Here is a 15,891-nt window from a genome sequence, read left to right on the forward strand (position 1 = left end):
ATTATTTAAAAATAAAGCAGTTGCTCAATTTTTTTTGGAAGCCTGTTTTCTCCAGTTTATTTCGCTACTGATGTGATAGTAGCGGATTAAGGGGTAAGCATAGATGACTTTGGGGCAGTTCTTTTTTATTGCAATCTGCAGGGCTCGGATGGGGCTGGTGATTAATATTCGAAACAGTTTAAGTAAATTGTTATCTGGCTTTCTTGTGGGGCAATATGGGGTTCTAGAGCATAACTCGTTAAGCTTGTATTCATGTTCAACTGCGCCGCGAAAATTGCTTCTGATGTGGTCAGAAACAACTTCTGTATCTATTACCCAACGATAAGGCGTCTTGGTCTGAATAAATTTCATCAGCACGGTGTCAGTGCAGAGTTTGCAAATATCGGGAAAACCGCCAACTGAACGCACCACTTTGGTTCGGAACAAATTGTTGTCCATACTGACCAGCAAAGAGCGTTTAGCGGGGTCACCGTACTGCCACTGATCGAGCAAACGTAAAACCGGGTTTGTGGGTATTCTGATGCCCTGTGCACACGCAACGTTAGGGTCATCTAAGTGCTTGGAAATTTTTGTCCACCACTCCCTTGTCAAAACAACATCTTGTTCTACGCTGACAAAAAATTCCTGATCCACGTGACTTAAGGCTTCGTTGGCTCCACTTGATATACCGCTTTTCGGGTTCGGATACACTGTCCAACCAAAACGTTTAGCAATTTCTGGTGTGCCGTCTGTGCTGTGGTCGTCAACCATGATTTTGTGGCAGATGCGCTCGCGAGGAATAACTCTGTCGATTTGTGCAAGTACAGTGGGCAGGTAGGCTGCGCCGTTTTTTGTCCACATGACTATGTCAACGTTGCCAACCATTTCAGAACATCCAAAGAGCAGTTAAGTAACCTATAGAGGACGACTGTTATTTAAAAATAATAGGACAAAGTTTATGATATGTTTGTTACTGTTTGGGAATTACCATTTTTTTAACATAAGTTTTAATGTCCTCTGATTCGCCGTAAACTACAAGTTTGCCGTCTTCTTGAGGTATAATTGAAAGGTTTAGTTCCTGTGCTAGCTGCCTTAACCGTTCCGTGGGTAACTCCTCAATGGGTTCAACTCTTATCCATTTTTGGTTTCTGGGTACACCTGCAACAAACTTGTTTTCGTCTTCTTTTCGGCTTGAGCAGGTTGGGCAAACGGGGCATTTTGTTTCTTCTAGTTCCCTCAAAAACGTATCGGTGTATTCTGCTCCAAAAATCTCTTCTGTTTTGTTGATTATGAAGGCTTCAACTATGTCGAGGCATTCTTGGGATTTTGCTAATGATTCGCCGCTGCCTTTTTCTGCTGGCGAAATTTCCAGCATGCATTTGGCTGCACGTAAATCAACCATTATGTTTGCTGGGATTTCTACTCCTTTTTTTGTTAGTGTTATGGTCATGTCTTCAAGGATTTTCCAGGTTGCCGCGTTACTCATAACTTCACCCTAAGCTAGAATGGTAACTTAAAGAGTTTAAGCGTATCTGCGTCTTAGAAAAAAATAAATCATAAACTCGCTTTCCTTATAATATACAAGGTGGCTTGTTTTATGGATGATGAAAAACAGCAAACCGTGCCCTCACCAACAGGGTTTATGCAGTTTGAAAACGGTGCACTGTTTAAGGAACAGCTTGCTGCAATGCTAAATTTTTTACCTGTAGAAATCACTTTCATCGACGAAAACGACACAGTGCGCTACTTTAATCAGCCACAAAAAATGATTTTCATGCGAACCAAAGCCATCATCGGCAGAAAAGTGCAGAACTGTCACCCAGCCAAAAGCCTCGATACCGTAAATAAAATCGTGGAATCCTTCAAAAACGGCAAAAAAAGCTTGGCTGAGTTTTGGATAAACCTAAACAACCGTATCATCTACATCCGCTTCTACGCCATCAGAAACCCCGCAGGAAAATATTTAGGTACAATGGAAGTGGTGCAAGATATCACTGAAGCCCGTGCTTTGCAAGGTGAGCGGCGACTGCTGGATTGGACAGATTAGTTTTGTTGTTTCTCTTTTTCTTTCTCGTTTAGTGTTTTTGCTAACCGTTTTGTGTTGTCTTTGGGTTCCACCAATTCCTGAACCAGTTTGTATTGGCGTTGGTAGATGTGACAGTTTTTGCTGTGGAAAATCAGCTTACCCGTTTTCAAATTCAACCCGCCGCGCTCATTGATTTCTGCAACAAACGCTTCATTGAAAAGTTGTAGTCCTGCAATGTTTGCTGGTAATCCGCCGTAGGCGTCCCAGCTTCGGAAGTAGCAGGTTAGGTGCATTTGGTTGTCAAGGATTTCCGTGTCAATTAGGCTTAGGCAGGGTGGCTCACTTTTTTTGTGGCTGGCATCATATTTTTCTATGTCTCCGGGTAAACGGATGACCATGGTGACTTGTCGGTCTCTTTGCTCTTCCGCATACCGTTTCACGACTTCTTCAATTTGGTTTATTGGTTTGTTTAGTCGGCTGCCGTAAGTGTAAACTTCGGTTTCTTCACATTCGCCACTCCACAAATATTCAAGCGCGTAACCCTGCACGTACTTGAAATCGCATGGTGCCTTATCACTGACCAGTGGACGGTTTTCTGGGTGGGCGATTTCGATGGAGAGGTTGAGTTTTTTGGTTTCGGTTTCCTCAGAGCCAAACCCGACTTTGAATATGTCACCTTCCTTCCATATTGTGTTTAAAACTTTGAACCATGCATCTGGGCAATCAAATGCGGAAATCTTTACGTGCTTCAAACAGTTTATCCCTCAACGTACCCTCTAATAGGCTATCTTTTGTTCTGGCAAGATATAAAACTGGCGTAATTAAGAAAAACAACGTTTAGGTTAGGAGTTACCTTTCTTTTTGTATCTGCGTTTGTGTGCCTATAAATAAAGGGGATATAGAAAACAGCAAGTTATCCGCCTCTATTTCGGGGTTGCTATTGTTGGGTTTATTCTGTGTTTGAGAAAAATTTATATCTTAAATAGTCGGTTGTTTTCGTTACACTAAAATCCAAGTTATAATTGGTGAAAAAGTTATGTCTCAAGGCTCAAACATTCCCGTTCTAGTATTAAAGGAAGGCACAGGTAGATCAACTGGCCGTGAAGCCCAACGAAACAACATTATGGCAGCAAAAATTGTTGCAGAATCAATCAAAAGCACCCTTGGTCCATGCGGCATGGACAAAATGCTCGTATCAGGCATAGGTGACGTTGCAATCACTAACGATGGCGCAACCATAATGAAAGAGCTTGACGTACAGCACCCAGCAGCTAAAATGCTCGTGGAAGTAGCTAAAGCGCAAGACAACGAAGTTGGTGATGGAACCACAACTGCAGTGGTTTTAGCAGGTGAGCTTCTCGCTAAAGCTGAAAGTCTGCTTGACCGAAACGTTCACCCAACCGTTATCATCGAAGGCTACAAAAAAGCTGGCGAAAAAGCCCAAGAAATCCTCAACCAAATGGCAATCCCAGTCAAAATAACCGATGAAGAACTTCTCCAAGAAGCCGCAATCACCTCATTATCAAGCAAGGGCGTAACCATCTCCGTCTTTGCCAAGATGATTGTTGAAGCAGTCAAACAGGTAACTGAGGAAGTCGGTGGCAAAAACGTAGCTGACATTGACCTAATCAAAGTGGTCAAAAAACACGGCAAAAGCCTCGACGAAACTGAACTCGTCAAAGGAATGGTAATTGATAAGGAAATTGCCAGCAGCCAAATGCCCAAACTCGTCGAAGACGCCAAAATTGCCCTACTAAACAGCAAAATGGAAATCGAGAAAACCGAGTTTGACGCAAAAATCAACATTGAAAGCCCAGAACAAATGCAGCTCTTCCTCGACGAAGAAGAACGAATGCTAAAAGAAATGGTAACCAGCGTCACCAAAGTTGGCGCTAACGTGGTTTTCTGCGAAAAAGGCATCGACGATTTAGCCCTGCACTTCCTGGCAAAAGCAGGTGTACTTGCAGTTAAGAGCCTAAGTAGCAGTGACACAGAGAAGATGGCACGGGCAACAGGCGCAAAAATCGTTTCAAACCTCAAAGACCTAACCGAAGACGCCCTAGGCAAAGCCAAACGTGTAGAGGAAGTCAAAATCGGTGACGACAAACTCCTCTACGTACGCGAATGCCAAAACCCCAAAGCAGTAACCATCGTAATCCGCGGCGCATCAAATAATGTCATTGACGAAGCCGAACGCAGCCTACACGACGGATTATGTGTTGTCCGAAATGTTATCGAGGACGGCAAAATCGTTGCAGGTGGCGGTGCACCAGAGGCAGAACTCGCCAAGAACCTTCGCGCTTACGCAGTCAAAGTTGGCGGACGAGAACAACTTGCAGTTGAAGCTTTCGCCGAAGCAGTTGAAGCAATCCCACTAACATTGGCAGAAAACGCTGGCTTAGACCCAATTGACATAATGGTAGCATTGCGTTCAGAGCATGAGAAAGCTGACACTGCAACCTTTGGCATCGACGTCACAACAGGCAAAATCAAAAACATGATAGACCTCAAAATCGTTGAGCCACTACGTGTTAAACAGCAAGTCATCAAATCCGCAACCGAAGCCACCAACATGATACTGAAAATCGATGACCTCATCAGTGTCAAAGGCGGCGGAAAGATGCCCCCAATGCCCCCAGGAGGAATGGGAGGCATGGGTGGTATGGGCGGTATGCCTGGCATGGGCGGAATGCCCTACTAAACCCCTTCCGATTTTTTGGGAATTTTTTGTTTTTCTTTTCTTCATAAATTCTTCTGATACTTGAGGAGTTAGCGCTTTACCGTAAGCCATATTTACCCCAACAGATAGAACCAAGAAACATTAAATCAAAATTGAATGGAAGGGAATTATGGCTTGGATGAAGTTTTAGAAATGCTTACTAAAATGACAAAACGTGTTCAGAAAACAGCTGATGACTCAAAAGAGGCAGTTTCAAAGCAAGCGCCAGTGTATGACAAGGTTTTGCAGTCTGCGCAATCCACGCAGGAACAGAAAACTTGCGCTTTTATCGCTAAAACCCTTGACCTTTACCGTCTTGAACGCTTAAACTCGCAGCTAAGCCTCCTGTATGCACTTCAAATTTTTGCTTTCAAAGTAAAAGTTCTAGATATCTCTGTTGACAACATCAGCGAGCAACTGGCAAAATCGGGTGCGTTGGAGAAAACAGCTGAAATTGAGCATATTAAAAAGAATATTGACGCGCTCAAAATCCTAATTGAGGCTCATTATAAGTCAACGAAGGAAATTCATGATAACCAAACTAACTTGAGCTATATTCACTAAAGGGAAAAAATAAAGGGCAGGTTAATCCTGCTTTATAGGCTTTTTTATAACTTTTCCCAACTGCTAACTAAATCAAGAACTTCTTGACCTTGTTTGCCGCCGTAGGTAACCAGTCTTTCTCTTGTAGCTTTCTCAGCGATTGCTGCTTTCTGGAAGTTTTGCATTAGGGCGTCGTTTTCGGTGAGGTAAAGTATACCGTCTGTGCCTGCTCTTGCCATACGAACTGATACTGTTAAAAGTTCGCTTGGGGTTGCTGTTTCTTTGGGGTCGTCGCCTGGACCGATAACGTATAATGCGCAGTTCAGTTTAACGTCTTTGAAGAGTTTCTTGAAGTTGCGTACCAACATTTCCCAGTACCATGGGGTCGCATAGTTCTTGCTGAACATGACAACGAGCATTTCGTCTGTGAGTGGCAGCATGTCGTCAAAGTTAACGCCAAAGCGCTCATAGTTTGTAACTGGGTCTGGAAGAACACCAATAACAAATTTTTTCTTTGCACGATCACGCACACGTTCGCTGACTTGTGCCATATACTCAGTGATTTCTTTGCGTCTCCATTCATACCAGCTTAGACCTGATTTTGCGTGTAGTTCTTTGCAGCGTGGGCATGTGCAGTGTCCGTGTTCTGCGAAGTGGATGCTGTTTAGCCAGACGCCTTGGCTTTTGCGTGCGACTTCTTCGATGTAGTCAAGTTGTTCTGCTCTGTGTTCTGGTTGTGTTGCGCATAGTACGTCCCAGCGAACGTTGTAGTTGTCGTTGGTTCTCCATGCTGGACCTAGAGGTGACTGTGAAATCCAGTCTGGGTGGTTGCGTGCGGCTACGTTGTCTCCGAAGATGGCGATGTTGCTGTGCATGTCTGCTTTTGGTGGCATTCGTCTGCCTACTTCTGGTTTAACTCGGTAAAGGTCATAGTCAAAGCCTGGAACTCTCTTATTTGCTACAAACATGTATGTGCCGAATTTCATCTTGCTTTCTACCTTTTTAGAATCCAAAACGTTTGGCGCTGTTATAAAGTTTTGCTAAATTCCTCTAGTATTGATTGAAACTTTTCTATGTAATAACTAACCCCTCTAAAAGCAGAAATCATGATGCCTGAATTTTTTTTGAGTGTGTTAGAACACTTGTAAGGAATATAATTTCAATAAGAAAATTCAACATTTGGTCGATATAATGCTGTTTTAAGTGGAATAAGGTATGATTTATTAACAGTAGTTTATCAATTGTTTATTAAAATACGTCTAATGCTAGGGGGGTGGGACAAGGAGTAGCTTGGAGCCTAAACGGGCAGATGTCAATTATAACGTGGACATCATACGAGTAACAGCTATTGCACTGGTTATACTTCTCCACTGCTCAAACTTCCCCTACAAATTCATAGACAGTCAAATGACCCTCTTGGACGCTTTTAACTGGTTTACAACTAACACTTATGCTGCATTTGGCGCTCTCGGCGTACCTATGTTTGTTATGCTCACTGGCGCCTTGCTGCTTACACCTGAAAAATCTGATGAACCACTGCGTGAATTTTACAAAAAACGATACAAACGCATCGGGTTACCGTTTATTTTTTGGACAGTAATTTATTTTGCTTGGATTTTTCTAATTCACGAGCAACCGTTAACAGTTTTCAATATCGTGCAGGGCGTACTTACTGGACCCCACAGTATTCTATGGTACATGTACCTGCTTTTGGGGCTCTACGCTGTTACACCTATACTACGCGTTTTAGTCAAAAACCTCAAACACAACCTCTTCACTTACCTGCTTATACTATGGTTTGTAGGCACAGTTGTTCCACATCTTGTCCGAAAAGTCTCAGATTTTAATTTTTACTCAGACATATTTTTCTTTCTTGGCTGGGTAGGCTATTTTCTGCTTGGCATTTACCTTGTGAACTCGAAAGTTCGCCCCACCAAAGCAACTGCTTTCTTGTTGTTGGGTCTTTTGGGACAAATTTTAGGTGATTGGTGGATAACCAGAAACCACGGTGAAGCCGCCACAGGCTTTTTCCACGGATACATGAGCTTTGGTGTAATTTTGGCTTCGATAGGTCTGTTTATTATTTTGATGAGGGTTCCCATAAACCGTTTTGCATCTCATAAAAAATTCAATGACGTAATCGGTTGGATAAGTCAGAACACATTGCCAATGTATTTGGGTCATATTATAGTTCTGGAAACTTTACATAGAGGTCTTTTGGGCTTTTATCTGCCTAAAAGTGGCATTGAAATTTTAGACGTTGCTATGTGGTTTTCGGTTGCGTTCACCTTGACTGTTTTACTTATTTATGTTCTCAAAAAAATCCCGGGTATATCAAAACTGATTGGATAGCGTTTTTGCATTAAATTTTTCAAGCCGTTAATGCCAAGTTAACGGCATAATCTTTTTAGGTTCTTTTCACATAGTCGCAAGTTTAACAAGTAACATAAAGCATGTTAGAGGGCTGCAATGAGTCAAGGGCATTCGCAAAACATTCAAGATGTTATTCAGGGTCAATCTGTGAATCCTGACGTGGGATTGTCCAATGAAGAGGCAGCATTAAGGCTGAAAAAATACGGCAAAAACAGCCTCCTCCAAGAAGAACATGTTCAGTTTCTGGATATTTTCAAAGAAGAAGTCACCGAACCCATGATTCTGCTACTAATCGCCATCGGTGTCCTCTACAGTATTCTTGGCGGCTTAACCGATGCATTAACAATAATCTCTATTATAATCGTACTTGTCTTAGCCGAAGTCTACAACGAGTACCGTACCAAACGCTCCATCTCCGCCCTAAGACAACTTGCCCCGCCAACTGCTCTGGTAATGCGAGGCGGCGAACCTAAAGAGGTGCAAACCTCCGATTTGGTTCCAGGTGACATTTTACTGCTCAAAGTTGGACAGCGCGTCCCAGCGGATGCCCGATTAGTGGAAGCTTACGGTTTGCAGGTTGACGAGTCCTCCCTGACAGGTGAATCGTACCCTGTCTCTAAGGATTCCCAGATTGTTTTGTCAGCTCAAACCCGAATTGCTGAGCAATCCAACATGGTTTTTACTGGAACCATTATTACACGGGGCAGAGCAAAAGCACTGGTTATCTCTACAGGTTTGAATTCGGAACTTGGAAAAATCTCCAAAACAACCAAAACTGTCAAGCCCTCTAAAACCGAGCTACAGTTAGCCATGAAACAACTTTCTAAAACACTGGTTTGGGTAGCTTTGTTCTTTAGCATTCTGATTCCTGTGTTAAGTTTTGCCCGAGGCTTACAGCCCAACCCTGCAGAAGCAGTCCTGTACGGGCTCTCGTTAGCTTTCGTGGTTATCCCTGAGGAACTCCCAATAATAATCACAATGGTTCTGGGTATCGGCGGTTACGCATTAGCCAAAAGAGGTGCTATTGCTAAGCGGTTGCGAGCAGCAGAAACATTGGGCAGCGTCACCATTATCGCTACGGATAAAACAGGTACGCTCACTGAGGGAAAGATGCAGGTTGGGCATCTCTGCTTTGATGGCGAAATGACTTGGACGCGCGATTTTGGACCTAACCAAAAATCCGTTTTGCGAACTGCGTTGCTGGCAAGTGATGCCATAAAAAGTGCTGGTGATAACTTGGTGCTGAGTAATCCGATGTCATCAGCGATTTTTGACCGCTTAATGATGGATGAAAACAATCCGCCAATGGATAATAACTGGGTTCTAAAAGGGGAAGCAAGCTTTGATGATAAACGTAAACTTGCTTCATACATTTACCAGTACGGCAAATCCTCAATAGTCATGACCAGCGGTGCACCTGAAGCATTAATGGCGAAATCATCAAAAATCCTGCTTGGCGGCGAAGAAAAACCGTTAACCCCCGAAGATAAGCAGGTAGCATATAACATAATGGCAAAGATGGCTCAGGCTGGCGAACGCCTAATCGCATTTGGCTATCACCGTTTGTCCGCGGATTCTGATTTTGAGCCTGAACAGCTTGAGCGAGATATCGTTTTTGTAGGTGCAGTAGGATTTATTGACCCACCACGAAAAGAAGTCAAAGACGCCATCGCCAACTGCCAAAAAGCAGGCATAAACGTTGTCATGATAACAGGTGACCACCCCTTCACTGCCAAAGCCATCGCCACCCAAGTTGGCATAAACAGCACCCACGTCCTAGCTGGCGTCGAACTCTCAAAAATGAATGATTCCGACCTAAAAGTAGCACTTCAAAACACCTTTGTGTTCGCGCGGGTGACTCCTGAGGAAAAACTGCGACTGGTTAGGCTTATTAAAGAAAACGGCGAAGTCGTAGCTGTTACGGGTGACGGCATAAACGATGCCCCAGCACTCAAAGAAGCCCACATTGGCATTGCGATGGGCATAAAAGGCACTGATGTCGCCAAAGAATCCGCTGATATGATACTCACCGATGACAACTTCACCACTATCGAAACCGCTGTCCACGAAGGACGCAAACTCTTTGGGAACCTACGCAAAGGTGTGCGGTATTATCTGGCTTGCAAATTAGCATTGGTCACGATTTTCTTGTTGCCTATTCTTTTGGGCGCGCCGCTACCATTTAGTCCCATTCAAATAATCGTGCTAGAACTCTTCATGGACTTGGCAGCGTCGGCGACATTCGTGGCTGAACCCGCAGAAACAGGCATAATGAACAAGCCACCAAACAACCCCAAAGAAAAATTCATGAACAAAAAAATGATAATCAGCATAGCCGTAGGTGCGCTGAGCCTGTTTGCAGCTGTTTCAGTAGCATACCTGATTGCATGGTACCAAAACCCCGTTCCAGCAAACATCGTGCACGCACAAACCGTGGCGTTCGCGACATGGATGCTTGGGCATATTTTGCTGGCTTTGAATTTGCGTTCGGAGCGTGAACCGCTGGTTAAGCTTGGTTTTCTCTCAAACAGGGTTATGGTGGCATGGGCGCTGGTTGTGATTGTTGTGTTGCTTTTGGGAACTAACCTTGCTTTCATAGCTGGTCCGCTGAAATTAGTCAGTTTGGGTGCTGTTGACTGGGTTGTAGTTGTTTTGGCGGCGGTTTTGGGAACGTTTTGGCTGGAGCTCAAAAAGCTTTTCTGGAAACGCTGATTTTGTAAAACGGTTCTCCCTATTTTATCGACGGTTTATCTATTTTTTGTTACCGAATCTTTAAAACAAACTCTTCTGCTTTTTGAGAAGAAAAGAGAGGGGACCTTTTTGCTGGCTCGCCAATCTGAAGGCAATACGTCATCAGTGGATATTATCAGAGTGGTGGCTATCTTTCTTGTTGTTTTTCTACACGCCACAAGCTTTCCCTACAAAATCCCAGGCGAAATAACCCCTGCGGTTGTTTCAAACTGGTGGACTGTTGATATTTACGGCGGAATTGGGCCAATCGGGTTGCCATTGTTTGTTATGCTAAGTGGCGCTCTGCTTTTGGACAGCAGCAAAGTTGACGAACCACTGGGTACATTCTTTAAGAAACGATTTATCCGAATTGGATTGCCCATGATTTTTTGGACTCTTTTCTATTTCGGGTACGACTACTTCATTTGGGGCAATGCATTAACTACAAATACTGTTTTACAGGGTACTTTTGGTGGTTCATACTTTCATTTGTGGTTTTTGTATCTGCTAATAGGGTTGTATCTTGTTACTCCTGTTTTAAGGGTATTAGTGAGCCATATTGAATGGACCAAATTCAAGTACCTCATTGTTCTCTGGTTCGTTGGCACTGTTTCCATCCCCATAATTGGCACTTTTGGAGCTTTCGCATATAACCCTGTAATGTTTATCTTCACAGGCTGGGTTGGCTACTTCCTGCTGGGCGGTTTTCTTAAAGACGTCAAAGTTAAAAATAACTGGATGCTTGTTGCTGCTGTGGTTTTCGGTGTTTCCTTCTCGATAGTCGGCACTTATCTTACAACTTTCCTATACGGCGAAGCATACTCAGGCTTTTTCCATGAATCCCTAAGCTTCAACATCATAATCGCCTCCGTGGCCATGTTTTTACTTTTATCCACTATTCCCACAGGTAGAATACAAAGGGGCAACAAAACCCTAAACCGCTTAATCAACTGGATAAGCCACAATACCCTATCAATTTACCTTATTCACATAATTGTTCTTGAATCACTTGAATACGGATTTTTAGGCATAGAAATCAGCCGCAACACCCTAAACCCTATAATGGGGATACCCCTTCTGGCGCTGCTTACATTCACCATAACCACCGCCATCATTTATCCCCTCAAAAGGATTCCTTACGTGAAAAAAATTATCGGCTAAAGCTGCTGCCCAAAAATCCCAGAAAACATGGCGGCAAAAAGCACTTAGCTTTTTAACCCTAAACCTATAATCAAACCATCAAGGTTGACTGCTATGCCCATAAAATATTATGATGCTCCAGAAATCAAAGCTCAAGTTGACAAACTCGCGGCAGAATGCGAATTTTACCATGTAGTTCCCCAGTTTGTTTTCTGTGTTCGCAGTAAAGGCTCCAAAGCACGCCGCACCATCGCCCGAATCCACGGGTTGGGAAAAATTTGGCAGGGTGTCCTTAACCTTCCCCCATCATATACCATTGAGGTTATTTCAGAAATTTTTGACAGGATGTCCCCTGAGGATAAAGAAAAAACCCTTGTTCACGAACTCATGCACATACCTGGAGGGTTCTCTGGTGGTTTTCGCCCTCACAAAGGCTATGTTGAACGCAAAGACGTCGAGGCAGTTTACCGTAAACTTTTGGCTTCACGGGCTCAGAAAAAGCAGCAGAAATCCCTGTTTTCTGGTGTTTAACTTTGTTTTTTAGTCAATGTTTTTAAGGTGCCAGTAAAAGGTAATAGAAAGCTTTAGGCTCAGTATCGAAAAATAAAAATGTTCAATATGTACTTAAAGAAGCAAGGTCTTCAAAAAATGCCCCGCAACCAAGTTAAGTGGAGATTTGGAAATTGAAACATGTTATGAAAAGCTTAGTCCATAATGGCATTTACGTTCCACCATACGATTACAAAGGTTTCACCATAAAAATTCAAGGGCACGCTCTTAAACTTTCAGAAAGAACTGAACCCATGGCAGTTGCGTGGGTACGTCGAACCCTTTCAACAACGATAGCTCCTCCAGACACAGTTTTTAAAAAGAACTTTATGAAAGAGTTCTTAGAAAAACTCATGGAAGAAAACCCCCAAACCGCTTTCCTGAATGCTTTTGTTTCAAAATATTTAGTAAACGTAGATGATGAAAAGTTAAATCAGGAAATGGACTTCAATCAGATTAAAAATTTTATTCTAGATGAAAAAGCAGCAAAAGAAGCTTTAACCAAAGAAATCAAAAAACAGCAAGCAGAAGAACGCAAAATCAAACGGTTAGAATTGAAAGAAAAACTCGGTTACGCCGCGGTTGATGACCAAAAATTAGAAATCGCCAACTGGACTGCTGAACCATCTTGCCTTTTCGCAGGAAGAGGCGACCATCCACAGCGCGGCAAATGGAAAGAGGGTCCCAGCAAGAGCGATATAACACTAAATATTTCAAGTATGAGTGATGAAGAAGCTAAAAAAGACGGTTGGGCTGGGGCTGTTTGGGAAAAAAATAAGATGTACGTTGCCAGCTGGAAAGATAAGCTAACAGGAAAAATCAAGTATGTCTGGTTTAGCGACACCGCGTTTTTGAAGCAGAATCGCGAGAAAGAGAAATTCCAGAAAGCCGAAACTTTGGGCAAGCAAATTAAGCAGGTTGAGCATCACATCCTCAAAAACCTAAATGCAAAGGATGAACTACGCCGCAAGGTAGCGACGGTTTCATGGTTGATTTTGGTTGCTAACATGAGGGTTGGAGACGAAAAAGACCCTGACGAAGCCGATACCGTGGGTGCTATCACTCTACGTAGTGAACATGTCACGATTGAGGGTAACGTTATCCATTTTGACTTTTTAGGCAAAGACAGCGTCCGCTGGGTCAAAAATTTCCCTGCACCACCTCCAGTAATCAAAAACATGAAAGCATTCAAGATTGCCCAAGAAACAAACCCAAAAATTGAATACCTCTTCCAAGGCGTAGATTCAAGAAACGTTTCGCGGTTTCTATCTGAAAAAATGCCCAAACTCACCGCCAAGGTCTTTAGAACATGGCGTTGCACCAAAACTGTGCGTGAAGAGCTAGAAAAAAGCGGGGTCACCAAGAAAGACCCTGACTACAAGAAGAGTTACGCGGCAAAAATCGCCAACTATAAAGTTGCTGAAGTTGCAAATCACAAGCGCAAGATTCCTCCAACCTTTGATGCCCGTTTAGCTAAGAAGCAGGAAAACCTCAAAAAACTCGAAGAACTGCTGATTCAGAAAAAGAAAGACGGCAAAAAAACAGAGTCCCTGCAAACTCGCATTGAAAAGGCTAAACTGGATATTGAACTCACAAAGCTAACCAAAGAATACAACCTCGGCACTTCCCTCAAATCATACATTGACCCAAACGCGTACGTCAAATGGGCAAAAAAAGTCAAATTCGACATAGAAAAATTCTACCCCAAGACTCTCCGAAGCAAATTCAACTGGGCAATAAAGAGCAGCGACAAATCCGAGTCTGAGTGTATAACGCCGTGAGCATCAAAGAAACCAAAGATGGCGTAATCCTCACAGTTTTTGTTAAACCTAACTCACCCAAATTTCAAATCCTGCTAGACAGCGGGGAACTTGTGGTTTATTCAACTGAGGAACCCCAAAAGGGCAAAGTTAACAAGGAAATAATAAAAGAACTCACCCGACTTTTCCATGCTCAAGTGGATTTAGCTTCAGGTGCAACGTCAAGACAAAAACAGTTTATTGTGCATGGTGTGGCTGAAGGTCAGGTTTTGCAGGTTTTAGAAAAGCTTGCCTGACGTATCGGGTTTCGTAATATCGCTTATAAGCTAAAAATCTTTTCTTGAATATGTCAAATCGTTTCCTATGCTAAAGGATGGGGCTGACCCCCACACCTTACCCCAACAAAATAATTGTTTGACCTGTTTTGTGTTTATTTGATTCAATCTGGTGTGTAGCATGGATGGTTTTATGGTTCAAAAAACAGATAAAATCCGTCTAATTGGCAAATTTTTTGGTTTGGATTAGGATTGTGGGGTTTGGCTTGTTTTTGCTTTTATAGGAAAGGTTTTTAGTTTAGTTATTATATGAGACTTTGCAAAGTGTAAGAGTGTAAAGTGAGGTTAACATTATGTCCGTATTTGCAGCTCCAGGAGCATATGACCGTGCAATTACTGTTTTCTCCCCTGATGGGCGACTGTTTCAAGTAGAGTACGCCATGGAGTTAGTTAACCGAGGTGCCACAATTTTAGGAATCGCATGCAAGGAAGGGCTAGTTTTAGGTTCAGAAGAAAGCCTTGAAGCCCTCGAAGAAGCCGGTTTCTCATACAAAATTTTCAGGGTAGATGAACACATAGGCGCGGCCATAGTTGGATTAAGTTCAGACGCAAGAATCCTAATAGATCAAGCAAGAATTTACGCACAAAGCAACAAACTAACCTATGACGAACCCATTGATGTGGAAGTTGTAACAAAACGAATCTGCGACATCCAGCAAATGTACACGCAGCATGCTGGTGTGCGACCTTTTGGCGTTTCCATAATCTTTGGTGGCGTCGATAAAACAGGTCCACGCGTGTTCGGTACACATCCAAGCGGAACATACCGTAGCTATAAAGCTACAGCGCTGGGTGCAGGCAGAGAAACAGTGCTGTCAATTCTAAAAGAAGAATACAAAGAAGACATGACTCTTGACGCAAATGTTCACTTAGCCGTAAAATGCTTAGTTAAAGCGTTAGAAGCAAGGCAGCAACCACTAAGAATCAAAATCGCAGTTATCCCCACTAACACCAAAAAAATGGATATGTTAGCTGATGATGTAGTGGACGGCTACATTAAAGAGCTGGGTTCGAAGCAAGTGACAACTGAATGAGTGAAAAGTTCACTGTCGCACGCTTAACTAAAGACAACGAGCACTTCGAAATTCTGGTTAAACCCGACAAAGCACTAGGTTACCGCAACGGCAAAATCTCAGGAATAACTGAGGTTTTAGCTGCTGAAATGATTTTTTCTGACGCAAACAAGGGCACCAAAGTTTCTGAAGAAACAATGAAAAAAGCGTTCTCAACAGTGGATCCACTCAAAATAGCGGATATAATCCTAAAAAAAGGAACCCTACAATTAACTACAGACCAGCGGCGCAAGATGGTTGAAGACAAAAAAAGACAAGTCATCGATTTCATCTCACGACAAGCCGTTGACCCCAAAACCAACCTGCCCCATCCACCACTACGAATCGAAAACGCCATGGACCAAATCCGCTACCCAATAGACCCCTACAAGTCTATTGAGGAGCAAGCACGCGATATCATAAAGCTGCTACGTCCTATTTTGCCTTTGAAAATTGAGCAGGTGCTGGTTGCCGTCAGGATTCCCGCTATGTATTCATCGAGGGCTTATGGTACACTTAAAAATTATGGAGCAATTAAGCGTGAGGAGTGGCGAAGTGACGGTTCATGGATTGGTGAGATGGAGATGCCTGCTGGTTCGTATGCTTCACTGCTAAACAAGCTTGGTGAAGTAACAAAGGGTAGTGGAGAAGCAAAAATAATAAAATGACTAAAAATTAATGGAGA

Annotated in this window: 15 protein-coding genes; 11 read left to right on the top strand and 4 right to left on the bottom strand. The window is 43.0% G+C overall.

All coding sequences use genetic code 11. The features are described from left to right. Positions 1 to 24: 24 nt before the first annotated feature. The gene (locus NWF01_06205) at positions 25 to 864 is read right to left on the bottom strand and encodes a glycosyltransferase family 2 protein (protein ID MCW4024611.1); all 840 of its coding nucleotides are present in this window, start codon (positions 862 to 864) and stop codon (positions 25 to 27) included. Positions 865 to 949: 85 nt separating this feature from the next. Then, positions 950 to 1,465, bottom strand: a complete 516-nt coding sequence (locus NWF01_06210) for a DUF2096 domain-containing protein (GenBank protein ID MCW4024612.1) — start codon at positions 1,463 to 1,465, stop codon at positions 950 to 952. 111 nt (positions 1,466 to 1,576) lie between these two features. Between NWF01_06210 and NWF01_06215 the strand changes: the two genes are divergently transcribed. Next, positions 1,577 to 2,026 carry a PAS domain-containing protein gene (locus NWF01_06215; protein MCW4024613.1) on the top strand — a complete coding sequence of 150 codons (450 nt, stop codon included), beginning with the start codon at positions 1,577 to 1,579 and terminating at the stop codon, positions 2,024 to 2,026. Here the strand turns inward: NWF01_06215 and NWF01_06220 are convergent. Then, positions 2,023 to 2,757, bottom strand: a complete 735-nt coding sequence (locus NWF01_06220) for a thymidylate synthase (GenBank protein ID MCW4024614.1) — start codon at positions 2,755 to 2,757, stop codon at positions 2,023 to 2,025. The two genes, NWF01_06215 and NWF01_06220, sit on opposite strands and share 4 nt — an antisense overlap. 284 nt (positions 2,758 to 3,041) lie before the next feature. On the opposite strand from NWF01_06220, the gene thsB reads away from it, so the two are divergent. Beyond that, on the top strand, positions 3,042 to 4,706 hold the full coding sequence (gene thsB, locus NWF01_06225; protein MCW4024615.1) for a thermosome subunit beta: 1,665 nt from the start codon (positions 3,042 to 3,044) through the stop codon (positions 4,704 to 4,706). A gap of 153 nt (positions 4,707 to 4,859) precedes the next feature. Continuing rightward, positions 4,860 to 5,288 carry a hypothetical protein gene (locus tag NWF01_06230; GenBank protein ID MCW4024616.1) on the top strand — a complete coding sequence of 143 codons (429 nt, stop codon included), beginning with the start codon at positions 4,860 to 4,862 and terminating at the stop codon, positions 5,286 to 5,288. A gap of 44 nt (positions 5,289 to 5,332) precedes the next feature. Here NWF01_06230 and NWF01_06235 read toward each other — a convergent pair whose 3' ends face one another. Then, entirely contained in the window at positions 5,333 to 6,280 is a 948-nt protein-coding gene (locus NWF01_06235) for a hypothetical protein (protein ID MCW4024617.1), read from the bottom strand. Between the two features lie 277 nt (positions 6,281 to 6,557). On the opposite strand from NWF01_06235, the gene NWF01_06240 reads away from it, so the two are divergent. The 8 genes from NWF01_06240 to NWF01_06275 all read left to right on the top strand — a co-directional run bounded on the left by NWF01_06240 (position 6,558) and on the right by NWF01_06275 (position 15,874). Next, entirely contained in the window at positions 6,558 to 7,619 is a 1,062-nt protein-coding gene (locus tag NWF01_06240; GenBank protein MCW4024618.1) for an acyltransferase family protein, read from the top strand. A 117-nt stretch (positions 7,620 to 7,736) separates the two neighbouring features. After that, complete coding sequence (locus NWF01_06245; protein ID MCW4024619.1) at positions 7,737 to 10,352, top strand: cation-transporting P-type ATPase; 2,616 nt, start codon at positions 7,737 to 7,739, stop codon at positions 10,350 to 10,352. Between the two features lie 108 nt (positions 10,353 to 10,460). Then, positions 10,461 to 11,531, top strand: coding sequence for an acyltransferase family protein (locus NWF01_06250; GenBank protein ID MCW4024620.1), 1,071 nt, complete (start codon positions 10,461 to 10,463; stop codon positions 11,529 to 11,531). Between the two features lie 93 nt (positions 11,532 to 11,624). Beyond that, positions 11,625 to 12,041, top strand: coding sequence for a putative metallopeptidase (locus NWF01_06255; protein ID MCW4024621.1), 417 nt, complete (start codon positions 11,625 to 11,627; stop codon positions 12,039 to 12,041). A 164-nt stretch (positions 12,042 to 12,205) separates the two neighbouring features. Continuing rightward, entirely contained in the window at positions 12,206 to 13,840 is a 1,635-nt protein-coding gene (locus tag NWF01_06260; protein ID MCW4024622.1) for a DNA topoisomerase I, read from the top strand. Beyond that, complete coding sequence (locus NWF01_06265) at positions 13,837 to 14,115, top strand: DUF167 family protein (GenBank protein ID MCW4024623.1); 279 nt, start codon at positions 13,837 to 13,839, stop codon at positions 14,113 to 14,115. The genes NWF01_06260 and NWF01_06265 overlap by 4 nt, the downstream gene beginning before the upstream one ends. A gap of 332 nt (positions 14,116 to 14,447) precedes the next feature. After that, positions 14,448 to 15,188, top strand: coding sequence for an archaeal proteasome endopeptidase complex subunit alpha (locus NWF01_06270; protein MCW4024624.1), 741 nt, complete (start codon positions 14,448 to 14,450; stop codon positions 15,186 to 15,188). Further along, entirely contained in the window at positions 15,185 to 15,874 is a 690-nt protein-coding gene (locus tag NWF01_06275) for a ribosome assembly factor SBDS (protein MCW4024625.1), read from the top strand. The genes NWF01_06270 and NWF01_06275 overlap by 4 nt, the downstream gene beginning before the upstream one ends. Positions 15,875 to 15,891 lie beyond the last annotated feature (17 nt).

It is taken from the genome of Candidatus Bathyarchaeota archaeon, from assembly GCA_026014585.1.
Taxonomy (GTDB): domain Archaea; phylum Thermoproteota; class Bathyarchaeia; order Bathyarchaeales; family Bathycorpusculaceae; genus Bathycorpusculum.